Source organism: Sinomicrobium oceani, assembly GCF_900119185.1.
GTDB lineage: Bacteria > Bacteroidota > Bacteroidia > Flavobacteriales > Flavobacteriaceae > Sinomicrobium > Sinomicrobium oceani.
In genome coordinates this window covers 1-17,413 of the sequence record NZ_FPJE01000018.1, presented here as the reverse complement: position 1 = coordinate 17,413, position 17,413 = coordinate 1, and the positions used below count along the sequence as shown (strand labels likewise).

General features: G+C 40.2%; 16 protein-coding genes and 1 pseudogene. 13 read left to right on the top strand and 4 right to left on the bottom strand.

The window, feature by feature from the left end; all coding sequences use genetic code 11:
• Window positions 1-50: 50 nt before the first annotated feature.
• On the top strand, window positions 51-500 hold the full coding sequence (locus tag BT112_RS15425) for a hypothetical protein (protein WP_083564955.1): 450 nt from the start codon (window positions 51-53) through the stop codon (window positions 498-500).
• Between the two features lie 301 nt (window positions 501-801).
• Here BT112_RS15425 and BT112_RS15420 read toward each other — a convergent pair whose 3' ends face one another.
• Both BT112_RS15420 and BT112_RS22240 read right to left on the bottom strand, forming a co-directional pair.
• Window positions 802-2,346 (bottom strand): Fic family protein, encoded by a 1,545-nt coding sequence (locus BT112_RS15420; RefSeq protein WP_072318286.1) that lies wholly within the window; start codon window positions 2,344-2,346, stop codon window positions 802-804.
• A gap of 131 nt (window positions 2,347-2,477) precedes the next feature.
• Window positions 2,478-2,567: a YegP family protein gene (locus BT112_RS22240; RefSeq protein ID WP_394333368.1), complete on the bottom strand. Its 90-nt coding sequence runs from the start codon at window positions 2,565-2,567 to the stop codon at window positions 2,478-2,480.
• Between the two features lie 506 nt (window positions 2,568-3,073).
• Here BT112_RS22240 and BT112_RS15410 point away from each other — a divergent pair.
• From BT112_RS15410 to BT112_RS15395, 4 genes are all read left to right on the top strand, one after another.
• Complete coding sequence (locus tag BT112_RS15410; RefSeq protein WP_072318284.1) at window positions 3,074-4,636, top strand: Fic family protein; 1,563 nt, start codon at window positions 3,074-3,076, stop codon at window positions 4,634-4,636.
• Between the two features lie 306 nt (window positions 4,637-4,942).
• Complete coding sequence (locus tag BT112_RS15405; RefSeq protein ID WP_072318283.1) at window positions 4,943-5,752, top strand: hypothetical protein; 810 nt, start codon at window positions 4,943-4,945, stop codon at window positions 5,750-5,752.
• Window positions 5,753-5,763: 11 nt separating this feature from the next.
• A complete protein-coding gene (locus tag BT112_RS15400) occupies window positions 5,764-6,681 on the top strand; it encodes a hypothetical protein (RefSeq protein ID WP_072318282.1) in 918 nt (305 codons plus the stop codon).
• Between the two features lie 192 nt (window positions 6,682-6,873).
• Complete coding sequence (locus BT112_RS15395; RefSeq protein WP_072318281.1) at window positions 6,874-7,797, top strand: hypothetical protein; 924 nt, start codon at window positions 6,874-6,876, stop codon at window positions 7,795-7,797.
• 216 nt (window positions 7,798-8,013) lie between these two features.
• Here BT112_RS15395 and BT112_RS15390 read toward each other — a convergent pair.
• Window positions 8,014-9,168 (bottom strand): annotated as a pseudogene (locus BT112_RS15390) (IS1380 family transposase); the annotation flags it as partial.
• 498 nt (window positions 9,169-9,666) lie between these two features.
• On the opposite strand from BT112_RS15390, the gene BT112_RS15385 reads away from it, so the two are divergent.
• From BT112_RS15385 to BT112_RS15350, 8 genes are all read left to right on the top strand, one after another.
• On the top strand, window positions 9,667-9,876 hold the full coding sequence (locus BT112_RS15385; protein WP_072318279.1) for a helix-turn-helix domain-containing protein: 210 nt from the start codon (window positions 9,667-9,669) through the stop codon (window positions 9,874-9,876).
• Between the two features lies 1 nt (window position 9,877).
• The gene (locus tag BT112_RS15380; protein WP_072318278.1) at window positions 9,878-10,192 is read left to right on the top strand and encodes a HipA N-terminal domain-containing protein; all 315 of its coding nucleotides are present in this window, start codon (window positions 9,878-9,880) and stop codon (window positions 10,190-10,192) included.
• Entirely contained in the window at window positions 10,185-11,108 is a 924-nt protein-coding gene (locus BT112_RS15375) for a HipA domain-containing protein (protein ID WP_072318277.1), read from the top strand. Before BT112_RS15380 ends, BT112_RS15375 begins: the two co-directional genes overlap by 8 nt.
• A 572-nt stretch (window positions 11,109-11,680) precedes the next feature.
• A complete protein-coding gene (gene tssD, locus BT112_RS15370) occupies window positions 11,681-12,067 on the top strand; it encodes a type VI secretion system tube protein TssD (RefSeq protein ID WP_072318276.1) in 387 nt (128 codons plus the stop codon).
• Between the two features lie 221 nt (window positions 12,068-12,288).
• The gene (gene tssD, locus BT112_RS15365) at window positions 12,289-12,684 is read left to right on the top strand and encodes a type VI secretion system tube protein TssD (RefSeq protein WP_072318275.1); all 396 of its coding nucleotides are present in this window, start codon (window positions 12,289-12,291) and stop codon (window positions 12,682-12,684) included.
• A 158-nt stretch (window positions 12,685-12,842) separates the two neighbouring features.
• Complete coding sequence (locus BT112_RS15360) at window positions 12,843-15,989, top strand: type VI secretion system Vgr family protein (protein WP_072318274.1); 3,147 nt, start codon at window positions 12,843-12,845, stop codon at window positions 15,987-15,989.
• A gap of 11 nt (window positions 15,990-16,000) precedes the next feature.
• Complete coding sequence (locus BT112_RS15355) at window positions 16,001-16,684, top strand: hypothetical protein (protein WP_139276252.1); 684 nt, start codon at window positions 16,001-16,003, stop codon at window positions 16,682-16,684.
• Window positions 16,685-16,693: 9 nt separating this feature from the next.
• Window positions 16,694-17,056: a DUF4280 domain-containing protein gene (locus BT112_RS15350; protein ID WP_072318272.1), complete on the top strand. Its 363-nt coding sequence runs from the start codon at window positions 16,694-16,696 to the stop codon at window positions 17,054-17,056.
• A gap of 17 nt (window positions 17,057-17,073) precedes the next feature.
• On the opposite strand, the gene BT112_RS15345 is transcribed toward BT112_RS15350, so the two are convergent.
• Window positions 17,074-17,413, bottom strand: a 340-nt coding sequence (locus tag BT112_RS15345) for a transposase (protein ID WP_139276250.1), incomplete at its 5' end; no start/stop codon positions are given.

Below are 17,413 nucleotides of genomic sequence, written 5' to 3'. Positions count from 1 at the left end.
TCGGACACCAGCGGGGGAAGGCTATACATTTACCTACAAAAAACTGACAAATGGATAACAACTATTTACCAAAGACAGAAATCGAACTTGAAAATTGGATGGAAGAAAATTGTTTCAATTTTAACAGTTATTCAATAAACGAAAATAGTATTGAAGAAGGTTTTGGAATAGACAAATCAGATGGATTTTATATCTGGTATTATACAGAGCGTGGACAAAAAAACAATTTGAAATACTTCCAGACTGAAGTTGAAATCGTAGCATACGCTTTTAATCAAATTAATTTAGATAAATGGGCAAAGACACATTGCATTGGTTTTTCGACAGACTATAATATAATCAATGATTTGAAAAGCGAATTGCAGAAAATGAAAACAGATTTTTTTAACGACAAAATACCTTATTACGGAATAGACAGACCTGTTTACAGAGTATTTGTATTAGGTTGTGACATTCAAAAAACAGAACATTTAAAAGAAAAATATTGGACAGAAAAATAAAAACTGCCTTCAACACAGGTTTTGCATCAGGTGGGCTGACATGCAGACTTACATGACCCGGTATAAAACAGTAGGCACCGGCTCTGTTCAAAACCTTGCCTGCCCGACAGGCAGGGTTGTAGTTTCTGCTCATGTCCTAATAATACAAAAACTATCCTATTAAAGCATAGCTTTTTGTGCTAAGGAGCATTACGTACGCATACCCGCTACCAGTTGAAAACTGGCAGTAGCGGGGAGCACGTTCACCTTTTGGTTTCGGTCCCTCCCGGGGTGTCGGTTTTCAAATTTATTTAAAGAACTATTACTCAATAAAAATGCTTTGGAATGCACTTTCTATTTCCTGTACTTCTTTATTTGTTAATTCCTCAAATTCTTTGTCCCTTTTTTTCTTTGACAATTTTCCATTGTTCTGGTCAAGAAATTTGATCAATAAATCCACTTTTGTATCAGGTAAGGTTACGTGGACATTGATAAATCGGGTCAGTCGGTCATATTTTTCAAGGTAGTCTAATTCTTCCGGTATGATTCTTTCAATGGTTTCTTCCACGCATGCGTATAAAAACTCTGCTTGCCTGGTTAGATCAAAATACCGGTATAGGTCAATGGTTTCATTAAGGATTTTAACATTGTGATCCGATGTCTCTTCCCATTGAATTAAATCTACCCTTGGAGAAGAAAAATGCTCCAAAACGTCCTGATATTCGTCTATCCTTTCCAAAATAGCAGAAGATACAGGAAAAATCATTCCTCTCTTGGTGTATCCCATCCGGGTGAGCAAATGATGTATAATATACCTGTGAATCCTTCCATTACCATCGGATAGGGGATGGACAAAAACGAAACCAAAAGCTATGGTTGCTGCGGCCAATACAGGATTGTAATGAACGTGTTGCAGCAAGGCATTTGTTTCCAATAAACCTTTCATCAGTAGGGGCAGATCCTTGGCCCTGGCCGATATGTGGTCGGGCATGGGGGTAAATGTTTCTCTATCGTGTTCGCCAATAAAGCCTTCCCCTTTCCGTATGCCCATATACTTTAGCTTTTTATTTCCAATTACAATATGCTGCAACCGTTCAATTTCTTCAATGGTAAGAAGTGCTTTTCCAGATTGGCCTATGGCTTTTCCCCAATTCCTTGCCCGCATATTTGGAGGGTATTCCCCTTCGATGGCGAAGGATGCTTTGGAATCTTTCAGCAATAAAAAAGCTGCGGTTCTCCTTATCAGGTCTTTGTCCCTTTTTCCCAGTCCTTTTTCAATAGTACCGGACAAATCTTTTGCAATATACCGTTCCAGGTTTTTTGTCTTTCGTATCATAGGACAGAAACCGGGAACCCCGGGCAAGTTATTTCTCACCCTGTGCCGGGTAGAATTTTGAGGTTGGCCGGTAAATTGTAACGAAGCATCAACAACTTCTACATAAGTGCCTTTTTTCAGGTCAGGGAAGTCAAGTGTTTTTCCCATCAACCATTCATATAAAAACCAAGCTCTTCTGGTATATTGTCCGGTCGGCTCTTCTTCCAACATTTTCAGTATGATCCCATCGCCAGTCGACTCGAAGAATTTTTTTAATATGTAAAGGTCCAAAGGCTCATATTTCAAAGCAAAGACCAAATGACTTTTGAGATCAGCTTTGGGTTTATATCTAATAGTAAATACCTGCCATTGGTCTGTATTATACCGTTGGTGTTTTTCTGTTACAATGGCTAAAATATCAGGCAGGGGGACCATTATTTTTAGCTTGTTTTCTATTTCTGAAATCAACAAGGAATAGCCTGCCAAAAAGCCTTCTTCCGGTAGGGTACGACCATGAAAAACGGTTACTTTTCGTGAAAAATAATTACTCATAATTGTTCATCATGAAATTCAATGACAAATATAGTATGAAAAACGATTACTTTCCATGAAAAACGATTGTTTTTATAGGGGTGGTGTGAATTATGGTTACATTCTTTTGCAGTCGGGTCTTTTATAGCCCTTTATGGGGTCAGATCATCAACGGTTGCTCCGGGGATATTTTTCTTGCCCGATGCAATACCGGTTTCCATGGCATTTTTTAAGGAATACATTTCAGTGGTCCCTGCCATCTACCTATTGGATGCCTTTACTTAGCATGCTCAGCAACCACAGCATCTCCTCTCGCTACCGCCGGTTTGCAACTGGTGGCCACAACAGTAGGCCAGCAACTAACGAACCCAAAAAACCCATATTGTCTATTTCCAAAACGGTATAATCCCCGGCAAAATTTCTCGCGCTGCTATATTTCCATTCCGTTGGCCCGGTCACAAAACCGGTGCCGGCACCTGTTATAAAATTTGTAGTTTCTGCTCATGTCCTGAACATACAAAAACTATACTATTAAAGCATAGCTTTTTGTGCTGAGGCGCATTACGTACGCATACCCGCTACCAGTTGAAAACTGGCAGTAACAGAGCGCGTTGTTATTATTTGCTAAAAACAGAACGTGTGTGTTTACTAAATTTAGTACATTTATGTTTGCTAATATTTCCACGGAATCAAAAACTAAGAATAATCCGTTAGAACAGCAAAGTATAACTATAGAGCATATAATATCATGGCAACACCGAGAGAACGATTTGTAGAAGCACTTACCTTTCTAAAAAGCTTACAGGATCGGGGGACAGTAGGTATCCATACCGAGGATATACCCAATTCCAAGCACCGTCAATTATTGGTGAAGAACGGTTTTATACGTGAAGTGACCAAAGGGTGGTACATAGCTACTGATCCCAATGAGATAGACGGTGAGACTACCGCATGGTATAGTTCGTATTGGGAGTTTATCGCTCGTTTCCTTCAGCGTAAATATGGCGATCATTGGTGCCTTTCGGCAGATCAGTCCTTGTTACTCCATGCCGGGAACTGGACGGTGCCACAGCAATTACTTGTCCGGTCACCAGACGGTAACAATAAGCCAACCCCATTGCCATACAATACCTCCCTGTTCAATCTCAAGACCAGGATTCCGACAGCAGAGCAAATAGTCATAGAAAAAGGTATCCGTATGTATAACTTACAAGCCTCCCTGATCTATGCCGGCGCCTCGGTATATACCCGAAATGCCATAGATACCCGGACTGCATTATCCCTGATACGCAATGCATCGGAACTCTTACCCGTACTGTTGGAAAACGGCCATACCACGCTGGCCGGAAGATTGGCCGGAGCATTCCGCAATATGGGCAGGGATAAGATAGCCGATCAGATTATGGATACTTTTAAGCAAGCAGATTATGATATCCGGGAAGAAGATCCTTTTGACACCAGGCTGGAACTGAAGTTGCCCGCGAGGGAACACTCGCCATACGCCAATCGCATCCGTTTGATGTGGACACGGATGCGTGAAGAGGTCATTTCGAATTTTCCCAAGGCTCCCGGGATACAAGCCGACCATGAAGCATTTATGAAAGATGTAGATGACATTTACCTGGCGGATGCCTATCATTCGCTGTCTATTGAACGCTATCGTGTAACACCAGAGTTGATTGCAAAAGTAAGTTCCGGCCGGTGGAACACCGAAGAAAGTGAAGAAGACCGTAAACAACGTGATGCCATGGCCGCCAGGGGATATTACCAGGCCTTTCAATCGGTAAAGGAAAGTATTAAAGCTATATTGGAAGGGGGCAACCCGGCCGTACAGGCCGATAAAGACCATTCCAAATGGTACAGGCAGTTGTTTGACCCGAGTGTGACCGCAGGCTTGCTGAAGACTTCCGATTTGTCGGGCTACCGTAATCATCAGGTGTATATCGGCAATTCCAAACACGTTCCGTTGCATGTAGATGCCATGCGAGATACCATGCCCGTATTATTCGAACTCCTCGAAGAGGAGCCCGAAGCATCCGTTCGTGCTGTATTGGGCCATTTTATATTTGTGTTCATCCATCCCTATATGGATGGCAACGGACGTATGGGGCGTTTTCTGATGAATGTCATGTTGGCTTCCGGAGGATACCCGTGGACGGTGATACCAGTGGAAAGCCGGGACGAATATATGCAGGCATTGGAAAAGGCAAGCGTGGAACAGGATCTCAAACCTTTTACAGCTTTTATCAGTAGGTTGGTCAATGACAGGTTACAGGGAAAACCGGTCGCCGCCTTGCCGGGTGCAAAATAAGACAGGTTGAGGTGTATTTCCTGAAATCGACCAAAACACCTGAAGGATCTTCGCCGGCCGATCGCAATATAAAATGCACATGGTTCGGCATAAAATAGTAGGCATACATTGGCACTCCCTTTCCTAAAAATATAAAAACAACACTATGCAATCATAGCTTTTTGTGCTAAGACGCATTACGTACGCATGCCCGCTACCAGTTGCAAACCGGCGGTAGCAGGAGCAATGTCCCGGGAATTCTTACCGTATATCAGAAAAATCTTTATATTTATGAGTTGATACTACCCCGTGTAAATCTAAAAAATTATGGAGTTTACCGTACACTCCATAAAGGACATTGAAAGCTGGTTAGAGATTCATCGGACGACAGGTATGGATATAGATCTTCATTTTCACATTAAACGAAGTCCTGATATTCCCGGTGAAGATTCACTAATTGATATGCCCTTTAAAAATACCAGGGGAGAAGAACCGTTTGACTGGACTAAGGAGAAAAAAACCGGCCGATACGTTTGGAAAGAAGATGTTACTTCAGAAGAAAATACACCCGATGGTTTTGATTACGTAGGGCCAAATGAGGGTGACGTATGGAAAGACTATCAAAACAGTGCGTCGAATGGCCTAAGCAGGTTGTACCGTAAATACATAGGGGCTCCGGATATAGATAAAGATTCGTTTTATAGTGCCCGGAATGAAGATTTGAAGAAATTGCTGGAAAAAATATTTGATGCCATAAAAAATAGAGTAGACAGCGTAAACAATAATTTCGAGCCTATTGATTTGAGCGTCAGGGGAAGTGGACAATACTATGGGACAGGGCGTGCCTTCGGTATCAAAGAAGGTGCTATCCATGGAGCGATTCTAAAATTGGAGTATGAAGGCATTGTTTTTACTGCAAATGTGAGTTTCGACCCGCTGGACCCAAGAGTAGATGCTCCAAATACGCTTAGCCACATAGAATCTGCCGAAATCAGGAAAGGACATTCAAAATATAACGTATTCAAGTTTACGGGCCCCACGATTGGCATAAACCAGCCTATGATATATATACAGATGGACCGCGAGGCTTTTAAGCAAGTTTATAAGGAGATAATGGGTGATGAGTATAGAGACTAAACAAGTTTGTAATGAAGATCATTAAAGTTATATTATCCTTATTGGTCATAACCCTGTTATCCTATATAGGATATCAATATTATCAGTTTACTTCTTTCCGGGAATTCATAAAGCAGTTTAAAAATTCCGGTAATGAATTATCTGTAAGTACAGCCCTTACCTCTTCATTCGATCATTATGGGGAGTTGTGGCCCAAGAATAAAAAGGATCTGGACTCGGTTTTGGACAGGATAAAATTTTTGAATGGCCAGACAGACCGGCTATATATAGAGAAATACGGTTACAACATCCATATAGATACCGTAATGATCGACACGGATACCTTGAAAGTAAAGTATATAGCATACAAACTGTATTCTTACGGACCAGATAAAAAAGACGACCAGCTAAAAAACCTTCCTTTCAACAATCTTCCAATGGAGTATACTCCCTGGGGAATTCCCATAAAAGAAATCACTTTTTGGGAGTATCTTTTTATGGATAAAAACTTCGATGTCGTTCTTGTGTATGCTTCTCCGTATTATAATTGCGAGAATAAAAAATACAGCCAGGTAAATAGTGGAGCTCCCCAATCGAAATCAGGAAGAATGCAAGATGCCTATATCATAAAACCTGTTCAGAAAAGAAATGGTCCTTTGGATATTACCTATATTAAAAAATATGAAGAAGATAAGGAAAACTCATATACCAAAACGTTTAACCAAACCCTCAAAACCATCCGGGAAAATCTAACGGAACAATATCCCGACACGCCCACCGAAGGCCTTATTTTTAACTACAATGGCAAACGCGTAAGATGTATTTGTTCCTTTAACGTCCCGGATGCCCCGGTGACCACTATAGAAAAGATACTCACCGAAAAACTAAATGCTACCGCCAACTATATAGGCATGACGGCCTTTTATATGGAAGTCCCTGTGTTGCAGTAAAATAATGTATACCATCCGGGGCTCGCTTCCATCAGGGCTACAGTAATACCATACACCATATTAAATATGATGAAAAAAGGGATAATTCAAGATATAATTGGTTTGAATTCTATGGAAAGCAAGACAAACCAACAATCATAATAAAAATCGAGGATAAGACAGCATTTAAACAAGTGTATAAAGAGTTGTTTAATGAAGAATATAAAGGGTATTAAAACAGGCCTGGTAATTTTAACCGTGCTAATACTATTCTTTTTAGGATACCAGTATTACCGGTACACGGATTTACAAAACTATTTAGAGGATTATAAGTCTTCTTTTGTCGAGGATGATATTATACTGGATATCACGGACAGCCATGACGAATATGGAGAAGTATGGCCTCGCAATAAAAAGGAAATGGCGGAAATCCTGGAAGATATTCACAATGAACGTGAAGGGAAAACACAATTTATAGAAAAATACGGCTATAATATAAAGATCGATACTGTAGATGTGGAGGATGATACCTTAAAAAGAAGTTATGTAGAATATCAGTTGTATTCCTACGGGCCGGATAGGAGCGATGGAAAACTAAAAAATCTTCCATTTAATACCGGTGATGGTGAAGAGCTTACTAATAATGTTGCCAATATTGTATTTAGAGAGGTGCCTTTTTGGAAATACCTGTTTATGGATAAAAATTTTGATATCATCCTGGTATATGCTATATCTGAGTATGATTGTGCACTCAAAAGATACCATCAAATCAAGGTACGTACACCGGAAAAAAAAGCTGTAAAAATGACTTCTGCCCGTATATTAAAGCCAGGCAGTAAGTCCATAGGTCAGGCAGATGCTACTTATGACCGGGATGAGGAAGATAATATTCACACAAAAGAACTCAATCAAACCCTCCAAGCTATACAAATCGCCCTTGCCCAACAATACCCCGACACGCCCACCGAAGGCCTTATCTTTAACTACAATGGCAAACGCGTAAGATGTATTTGTTCCTTTAACGTCCCGGATGCCCCGGTGACCACCATAGAAAAGATACTGACCAAAAAACTGAATGCTACCACCAACTATATTGGCATGACTGCCTTTTATATGGAAGTCCCTGTGTTGCAGTAAAAATAATTACGCTACCGCACGATTGTACCTTAAATCCGCAACTCCGGATAAAAATGAAAAGAAGCCCTTTGGGATGGCTTAAGGTAGGTAAAAAAGAATGGGAAGTTCCTTTATGGAAACAAAACTGCTTGGCCACAGGGCATATTTTTTCCCTTGAAGAAACCATCCTTTTAAGGCAAAGACCAATGTTTTCAAGGAGCGACTGCTACAGATCTCCTATATTTTCAAAGCTATATCCCCATATATTTTTAAGTGCCATTGCCTTGAACGGTACACCCATTTAGCTGGTACGGCAATAAACCTGAAGATAAACTTTTTAATTCTAAAGGAAGGCAAGAGTCCCTTAACCTTTTTGGAAAATGCCTGGATAATATAATGGTACAGGTTACGACAGATGGCTGTTATTTGTAAGTAAACAAGATTTTGTTCCAGTACAGAGAACGGTAATTTCCCCCATCCAAAATCATTTTTCAGTACATCGAACTCTTTTTCTATGCTTCCCCGTTGATTATAGTAATACACGGTATCGTCCACTTGGCTTTCTTCATCGTTGGTAATGATCACCGAATAATTACAGGCTTCCCCCGTAAAAGCATTGATCTGCCCGTCCCTTCTTTTTTCCTTGGTGACGATAAACCTGTAGGCCTTTAGTTCTCCCTTTGATTTGGTATCCCTTGCCGCCCGTTCAAAAGGGACATAAAATGTTTCTCCCCTGAAAGTGTCCTCCTTTTCTTTATCAATTTGTTTCCATTGTTTTATCGAAGCTATAGTACTGGCCAAGCCTGCGGACATCCTGGCCTTGATGTAAAATTTGTCCGTATGTTTTTCAATGACCTTGATGATCTTGAAAGTGTAAGAAGCGCTGTCTGCCCTAAACCTGTTTACTTTGATGCCCTTGCTTCCAAGGTGCCCAAACATACGCTCAAGGGTTTCTTCTTGCAATATGGCGGCGTTGCTCCTCCCATTTCGATTTTCCACATAGACTATTTTTGAGCCAACAAGCCCAACTCCGGGTATGTAACCAAGTTTTTTGTGGTAGGTACATTCTGCATCCTGTTTTTTGGTAAAACAAACCGTGTTGTCATAGTCCAGATCAACTTTGTTTTTGGACAAGCTAAATAACCTATCTAATACCGAAAGGTTTAAATCCGACAGTTTTTCATTGATCGCAAAGTGATGTTGAAATTGTCCTCTTGGTGTAGAAAAAAGGGTTCCTGGCAGTGCCAGTTCCTTTAACCTGCCCAGAACCCTGTCCGGACTAGGAACTTTTAAAAACGGGGATTGGGACAGGCTTGGTTTAAAATTTCCGGACAAATCTTCGGCGCAATCCCCACCACAAAAGAAAACAGACCAATAACTATATAAAATATCACGCCAATCATAACAACTTTGGGAACCAAGGTTTGGGAGCTATTCGTTGAGCAATTGGCCTAAACCTTGCCTATCAAATTCTTCAATCACAAAATTTATCCCTCCAAATGCGGGAATATTTTTAGATTTTATTACTTTCATATTGGTGTATTTGAGCATCACCAATTTAGGTGAAAACACCAAAACCGCAAAGTATTTGTTATCAAATCTTTGCGGTTGTTTTTAACATGAACCTACGGATTTAAGGTACAATCATGCGGGGGAGGGGTATGCTGTTGATAGACCAATAAGGGTGGTCAAAAGGAAATCATCCATACTGTACTGAAAATGACATTCTACCGCTATACCGGTAATTACAAGGTTGAAATTATTTATCACTCGTTCTTCCGCTCTTTCATCTTTCATTTTACCGCTATAACAGTAAAAAAGTATTGTTTTTAAATTTTATATACATTCGCATTATTAAATTGCGTATTTTTACTGCCTAAACAGTAAATTATGGATGATTTCGAATTAGGGCCTATGGTGAAAGATCATCGAAAAAAAGCAGGGCTTACACAACTCGAATTGGCCAATCTGGCCGGAGTCGGGAAAACCACCGTTTTTGATATTGAAAAAAATAAGGAAACTGTTCGCTGGAATAATCTTCTATCGGTGCTCCGAGTTTTGAACATTAAAGTGGAATTTAAAAGTCCATTGACCAAATAGTATGAGGAAAGCAGTTGTATATGTTCACGGAAAAAGGGCAGGCGTGCTGACAGAGGTTTCCCCTAACGAATATCATTTTGAATATGATGATCACTACGAGGGAGAAGCCATCTCATTGACCATGCCCGTTGGTCAGAAAAAATACAGTTATACTTCATTCCCTCCCTTTTTTGAAGGTGTATTGCCAGAAGGTATTATGTTGGAGGGATTGCTGAGGATTGCCAAAATTGACCAGAAGGATTATTTCTCCCAATTGGTGGCAACAGGAACTGATCTGGTAGGTGCGGTAACAGTTAAACCAATGGAAGATGAATAGATGTCCCATCACATACGAATTATGCGGTACAGCAAAATATAGTGAAAGAGGACTTAAAATGATTTCGCCAAGGTTAGACCATTTAAATGACTTGCCCTATACTGCCACTGAATTGAGACAAGAGGCGGTAAACAGGGCAAAGAAGTTATCCATACAGGGGGTACAGCCTAAATTGAGTGCAACGGTTTCCGTGGTCCATCAGGAGTTTAAAATTGTGGACCAATTTGGAACCTATATCATAAAGCCACAAAACGATCTATTTCCCCAGTTGCCGGAAAATGAAGATTTGACCATGCGCATGGCCAAGATATTTGGCCTGGATGTACCCTTTCATGGGATGCTATATGCCAAGGATGGCAGTCTGTCGTATTTTGTAAAGCGTTTTGACCGCTACGGCAAGGGGAAAAAATATGCCACGGAAGATTTTGCGCAATTGACCGGAAATACAAGGGATACGAAATACCGTTTTACCATGGAAAAACTGGTTCCGGTGATCGAAGAATATTGCTCGTTTCCAGCAATTGAAAAGGCGGATTTTTTCAAACGGGTCATTTTCTGTTATGTGACCGGGAATGAGGACATGCATTTAAAGAACTTTTCCCTGATCACCAAAAACGGTAAAACAACCTTAACGCCAACCTACGATCTATTGAACTCTTCGATTGCCATAAAAAATCCCGAAGAGGAAATTGCACTGACCCTGAAAGGAAAGAAAAGTAATCTGAAAGCTTCTGACTTTACAGACTACTATGCGAAGGAGCGATTGCAGTTGAACGAAAAAATAATAGCAACGATCCTCGGACAAGTGCAAGAAGCAGCACTAAAATGGAAGGAATTGATAGAGATCTCTTTCCTTTCAGAGGAAATGAAAGAGAAGTATTTCAACTTGTTGGAAACCAGATTAAAAATGTTTTAATTAAACTGTAGTGTCGTTATCGGTAGCAGCCATTCTAAGCTAACGTGTAATCCCCAATACCCTCACTTCCTGCTTTATGCTCCCTACTTCCCACTCCATCCTTCACGCTTCGTGCTTCCTGCCCCATGCTTCGCGCTTTCTTCCTGCCGTCTTAACAAGTCCTTTCCCTGGCGTTACAAACGCCCTGAACGATAGGCACTCGTTTCCGCTTTGCTCAAACGAGCGCCAGTGGGGCTTACCCAAAAGGGGACATATCTGCTTTAGATGGCGTTCATGAATATATGCATGCCGAGAAATTACATCCTTTTATGCATAAAGAATAATTCATCTGGTAAATAGAGTAAATTCAATTATTGCTTATAAAAAGACAGCTCTTTTTTTCTTACAAAATGAGACTTTTCATGGCCTTTTCACGGGAATTTATAATCGCAAAAAGAGAAGTATAATACGTCTTTAATAATATTTTTTTTTGCGTAAAACATTCAGATTTAATATCTTGCGCGCTATATATAACTCAATATTTGATTTGGTATTTTTTATTTGTTAACCTTAATTTTTAAATTTTACGTATTATGTCATTTAAAGCAACATTATCTGTTGGCGGCAAGAAAGTGAATATTCTCAACGCCAATTATGACCTGGCACAAGAAGTAGATGCCACAGGAAGACCTTCTTCGGTTACCCGTGGCGGACGAATCTACCTGACCGTTGAATCCACCGGAGACTCTTTCTTTTTTGAGTGGATGACCAATAATTTCGAACGCAAGAACGGTGTAATCACTTATCTCAAGCGAGATACCGATGCCAAACTTCGTGAAGTACACTTTACCGAAGGATATTTGGTGAAGTATAAAGAAAACTTTGAAGCTTCCGGAAGAAACCCTTTAACAGAGACCTTTACGATCTCCTGCCGTATCATTAAGAGCGGAGACGGAGAACATATCAACGAATGGGTATAATCCCGTTCCCTTATTTATTGTAATAAGCGATCAAATCAGATATTACCAAAAGGGGAGGGTTTTGCACCATCCCCTTTATTTACCCTACCCCCCCAAGCATACAATTAAGCCAACTATACAAAAATGTCCCTGAGATCCCGAGGGACAGGATTTTATGCTTTGAAACGCCATGAGTTTCAGGCAATGATGTATTTATATAACCTAATATATACCAATAGCCAATGAGCTTCCTTGCTAAATTTGAGATCGATGATATATCATATAACATTTTGGAGTATGATATACGGATAGAAAAAGGAATAGACCACAACGGGAAACCTGCTACCAATGCAAAGGGAGGTGAAATACGTCTTGTGGTAGAAACGGATATGAAGGATCACTTTTCCGATTGGGTAGTCAGCGCTACCCAGGTGAAGGATGGAAAACTCATTTTTTACAAGCGGGACGGTATGAGCCGGATGAAGTCTGTAAGTTTTAAAAAAGGCTATTGCATCCGGTATAAAGAAAAATTCAGGGCTGTAGGAGACGAACCTATGAGTACGGAGATCACGATTTCTGCAAAGGAAATACACATAGGGAATACTCCTTATACCAAGAAATGGCCCATGCAAATGTAGTAGTGTAAGAAAAACTCAGGGAGGAACATTTTGGGAAACATAAAAACAGAGGATTTTTCGTATATTTACGGTCTGCCCTGGCTTTCCCCCCTAAGCTAACTAAACGGCCATTTGATGGTGTAGAGAAGTATTATAGTTAGGATAAATTACGTGTTGTTATGGCATTACAAACGGAGGTCACAGTTAAGATCGGGGAACTAAAGTTGGTTACTTTTTATGGTTTTTCCTTAATTCAGGATACCAACAACCATCACGAACTTACCATTAGTTGCCGGGAAGATGAGATCTACCTGCAAGACATTGGCCTAAAAGGTAATTACCAAAACCTTATAGGTGAGAATATACTGGTAACCATGCGGGGCATAGACCGTATGTTTTCTACCCATACCGGTTATTTTAAGGGAGTGGTGACCCAGATCAAAACTTGTAGTTCCGAAGAAAAGGATGGTAAACGTATCGAATTCAAGGCCTACAGTCCTACCATATTAATGGATAATGGTCCGGAATCGGCTTCTTACCTGAAAAAAGATCTTGTGGACATTGTCCATGATACTACCCGGTTATATGACCAGCAGCTTTTACAAATAACCAATAAACCGCTAAAACTTCCCGTTTACCCTTATGTTGTACAATACAACGAAAGTGATTATGACTTCGTGAAACGTATTTGTGCACGACAGGGAGAATGGTTTTATTATAATGGAACACAGCTTATCATAGGACAGGAAAATGCCGGAGAAGAAATAGAATTGCATTATGGCTATAACCTCTCCGAGTTTGACTTTGCTATGAACCTGCAACCCACGAGATTTAAATATCACGGGAATGATCTTTCCGAAGGACAGCCTTATCAAAGCCATAGCAGGGACTATGAGAACAGGGTCAATGGCATGGCTTCCGAGCTTATGAAATCCTCCGGGCAGGTGTATTCCAAAGAGACAATGGTACAACGTAACCACCTCGTCAGTGAAGGCATGGGAAAAGTGGATATGGATGATCTGGCACAATTAGACCTTCATAAGAAAGCTGCCAATATGGTCTTTTTACACGGTAAAAGTGAAAATCCAGCCATACGTCCCGGGGTTATTGTCAAAATACTGGATGATGATGCCCGTCTTCATGGCCATTACAAGGTTATAACATCTACCCACCAGTGCACCGATACGGGAGATTATAATAACACCTTTAAGGCTGTCCCCGCATCTGTACAGATACCGCCGTATGCAGTGCCGGATAGCTATCCCAAATGCGAAAGCCAGCCCGCAGAAGTTAAAGACAACAATGATCCCAGAGGTTTGGGGCGGGTACAGGTACAAATGGCATGGCAAAAGGAAAATGCCCAGACTACGGACTGGATACCTTTAGCTGCTGCAAATGCAGGAAACAACAAAGGTTTTCATTTTATCCCGGAGATCGGGGAAATGGTTATTGTAGACTTTATCAGTGGCAATGCGGAGTTACCATACGTCACAGGAACATTGTTTCACAACGGGGCAAAAAGCGGTTATCACAGCCCTACGAATCACCTGAAAGCCATACAGAGCCGCAGGGGTAACAAGGTGGTGATGAATGACCAGGACGGGAGTATGCTTGTTGAGGATGCCTATGGTGCCAAATGGTTTATGGATGGGAATGGAAATATTGAAGTAAATGCACCCAACAGGTTAAGACTAAATGCCACTGACATAGAACTCAATGCGTATAACAATTTGGAAATGAACGTCTCCAATAACATAGTGATGAATGTGATGAGCAAGTTCTTTGTTTTTACGCCTTATTTGAAACAAATGGTTAGTGGAGTAATGAGCCTGTTTGGAGGCAAGACATTAATAAATAGCAAGGAAGAGATAAAAATAGAAAGTCCTGAACTTTATGCCGCGGGGAAAAAGAAACTGTTCCTGCATTCAGAGGAAACCGCTACGATTAACTCGAAAGGTATAGCTGAAGTTAAAGGAGAACAGGGGAATAAACACAGCAATGTAGCAGACAAATATGATGTTGCTCCTGCAGAGGAAATTGCATTGGCTATCGTAGTGTTTAGAACCCAACAAAATGGCTATAACGGGGAGTTTGGATTCGACTGGCTGCGAGCAAAAGACAATGGTCTAACACAAGAGACAGATTATGAAACCATTATAGAAAGTGGCTATAAAGATGGTACAACAGATTTAACTAAAACCGAGGCTTATAACAGATTAAAAACAGAATATACCCAAATACCAATTAATAGAAAGCCTTTGCCAGCGGGAGCAACACCTCCCTCTCCTGCACCATCCAATGAATATTTTGTGCCCTATCTCACGATCTTCCCCAAAGATTATGTAGATGGACTTACCCTTCCTTCCGGAGCTGTAAAACCTTCTTATGAAGCCGAACTACGGGTGTTGGTGGAAATAGAGGAAGAAATAGACAAACTGGCGTTTGATTATGATGATAAAGTATTTACCATAGACAAACCGGAATTGTCGGATAAAACAAAGACAAGCGGTCTAGTCAATTCTGCCGATACTACTGTGAAAATCACTTGTAATAAGGACATCACTTCTGATACCGAGATAGAAATCTATGCTTATCCAAAAGATAGTACAGCTAAAAGCGAGGCAGAGCAGTTATTGGAACGAAAATTGGCAGGGAAGATAAGAGTATTGCGGAATGATGCAACTGTACGGAAAGAACTTAAATTTGTATTGGTAGATGTCGATACGGATGCAGATGGGCAATCTTTTAAAAGCGGTACACATAGCTCTACGGAAGTAAATAATATTTATAATATTTTACATCAAGCATTAATTATTCCTACTTTAGTAGAAAAGGATGATTCGGGAAGTCCTTTAAAATTAGATTTGACTTCAGAGGCTGACTTTCAAGTGGGAGGAGCCCATGTCGATAATAATGGCAAATTGAAATTTGTGGATATGACTACCGGAAGTTTGAATAAAGCAATGTTTCGTGCTATAAAAAATCTCTTTATGAATGCTTCTGATAATACAACGTATAAGGAGGGAGGCTATTTTCCTTTGTTTTTCTTAGGCATTGATCCAAATTATTCTGGTGTAGCGGGGGCAGTAGAGGACATAAATGTTAAGAATGCCATTATGCTGCCGGCAAGAAGTGATACCACTCTTGCACATGAAGGAGTACATGGTATTGGTTTATACCATACGCATAGGGACAAGACCCCAATACCAGAAAGTGATATAAAGTATATTTATGATAAATATACAACAGACAATATTATAAGTTATGCGCGCCCCAGAAAAACCACTTGGAATTGGCAGTGGGTAATTATGCGTAGAGGACTTTAACACATAATAACATGAAAAATATCATCCTTATTACGTTTTTGTTTTGTATGAGTATTAGTTGTAGATCCCAAACCAGAAAGAATGATATTGCAACACAAAAGAAAGATACTATGGAATACTTTGATATGAGCAAATACAAAGATTGGAAGACAGACCCTGAAATATCATCTCCAGGGAATTATATTTCACCTGATGGAGATAAAGTACAGGTCGTTACCCAAAGTGGAGGGAAAGGATTTGTAGAAAAAACTAAAAGGACAGGGACTCCATATTCAATAGTAAAAACTTTCCACCCTAATAAAAGATTGAAAATTAAGGGGCAAGATTTTTATTCAGTGCACTATGGAAAATGGAAATTTTATGATAAAAGCGGTGATTTAATCGAAGAAAAAGATGAGGATAAGCCCTATAAATTCTCAGTAAAAGATTTAATCAATAAATTCAAAAATGAATATAAAGTTGATTTGGAAAATCCTTCAAATGTGATCAATATTAGTAGATATGAAGAAAAAGAACATTTAAGTCGGCCACTTTATGAAGTGGTTTTAAAGACGGATAAATTTTATGAATTTAAAGAATACTTGCTTGAAGGAAATAGTGGTAAAATATTGTTTGAAGATGTAATTACTGAAGGAGAATATGGAAAGCCACTTTTAAATAGGTATTTGGATAGTATTAAAAACAATAAACAATAACTCCATTTAATGCCGCAAAAACTCACAGAAAAAGCGATATTACTATGTAACAAAGGCGCTAAACCTTCTCAACTGAAGGTAACCAGTCAGGATTTTTGTATGGCAGAAGGCAAACTTATTGCCACAGAAGAAGATAAGCAGGCAGAAACCAATATCCCTAATTTTGGTGCTTGTACTGTTACAAGAAGCAAGTGCAGCCCCTCTGTGGTAAAATGGGATAAAACCACGGAAAAAGACGAGATTAACGGCTGTAAAATCTTAACGGAAAATTCTACTTGCCAATGTAGTATCGGAGGCAAAATTTCGGTTCAGGATAAAGGGCATCAGGAATTACACGAGGCAGAGTGGGTCTGTAAATTAAACTCTGTCTGATTGTTCGGGTCTGTAAATTAAACTCTGTCTGATTGTTCTCCCCTTCGGGGGGTACCCCCCGAAGGGGAGGCCGCTAAATCCAAGGGAATCCGGTTCCCAAATTTAATGTATAATTGCTGGATGGTCAAACTCCAATTTTGCAAGGGGCTGGTCCATTTCTTCTCGATATTTTTGGTGGCCAGGTACACCAGCTTTAGCAAGGCCATATCGTTGGTAAAGGCTCCTTTGGTCTTGGTCACCTTACGCACCTGGCGGTGGAAGCCCTCTACGGCATTGGTGGTGTAAATGATCTTGCGAATCGGTTCGGTGTACTCAAAATACTGTGAAAGTTCTTCCCAATTACGTTGCCAGCTCGCG

Coding starts and splice junctions, on each gene's coding strand:
- BT112_RS15425 (WP_083564955.1), top strand. CDS start 51: ATGGATAACAACTATTTACCAAAGACAGAAATCGAACTTGAAAATTGG.
- BT112_RS15420 (WP_072318286.1), bottom strand. CDS start 2,346: ATGAGTAATTATTTTTCACGAAAAGTAACCGTTTTTCATGGTCGTACC.
- BT112_RS22240 (WP_394333368.1), bottom strand. CDS start 2,567: ATGTATTCCTTAAAAAATGCCATGGAAACCGGTATTGCATCGGGCAAG.
- BT112_RS15410 (WP_072318284.1), top strand. CDS start 3,074: ATGGCAACACCGAGAGAACGATTTGTAGAAGCACTTACCTTTCTAAAA.
- BT112_RS15405 (WP_072318283.1), top strand. CDS start 4,943: ATGGAGTTTACCGTACACTCCATAAAGGACATTGAAAGCTGGTTAGAG.
- BT112_RS15400 (WP_072318282.1), top strand. CDS start 5,764: ATGAAGATCATTAAAGTTATATTATCCTTATTGGTCATAACCCTGTTA.
- BT112_RS15395 (WP_072318281.1), top strand. CDS start 6,874: ATGAAGAATATAAAGGGTATTAAAACAGGCCTGGTAATTTTAACCGTG.
- BT112_RS15385 (WP_072318279.1), top strand. CDS start 9,667: ATGGATGATTTCGAATTAGGGCCTATGGTGAAAGATCATCGAAAAAAA.
- BT112_RS15380 (WP_072318278.1), top strand. CDS start 9,878: ATGAGGAAAGCAGTTGTATATGTTCACGGAAAAAGGGCAGGCGTGCTG.
- BT112_RS15375 (WP_072318277.1), top strand. CDS start 10,185: ATGAATAGATGTCCCATCACATACGAATTATGCGGTACAGCAAAATAT.
- tssD (WP_072318276.1), top strand. CDS start 11,681: ATGTCATTTAAAGCAACATTATCTGTTGGCGGCAAGAAAGTGAATATT.
- tssD (WP_072318275.1), top strand. CDS start 12,289: ATGAGCTTCCTTGCTAAATTTGAGATCGATGATATATCATATAACATT.
- BT112_RS15360 (WP_072318274.1), top strand. CDS start 12,843: ATGGCATTACAAACGGAGGTCACAGTTAAGATCGGGGAACTAAAGTTG.
- BT112_RS15355 (WP_139276252.1), top strand. CDS start 16,001: ATGAAAAATATCATCCTTATTACGTTTTTGTTTTGTATGAGTATTAGT.
- BT112_RS15350 (WP_072318272.1), top strand. CDS start 16,694: ATGCCGCAAAAACTCACAGAAAAAGCGATATTACTATGTAACAAAGGC.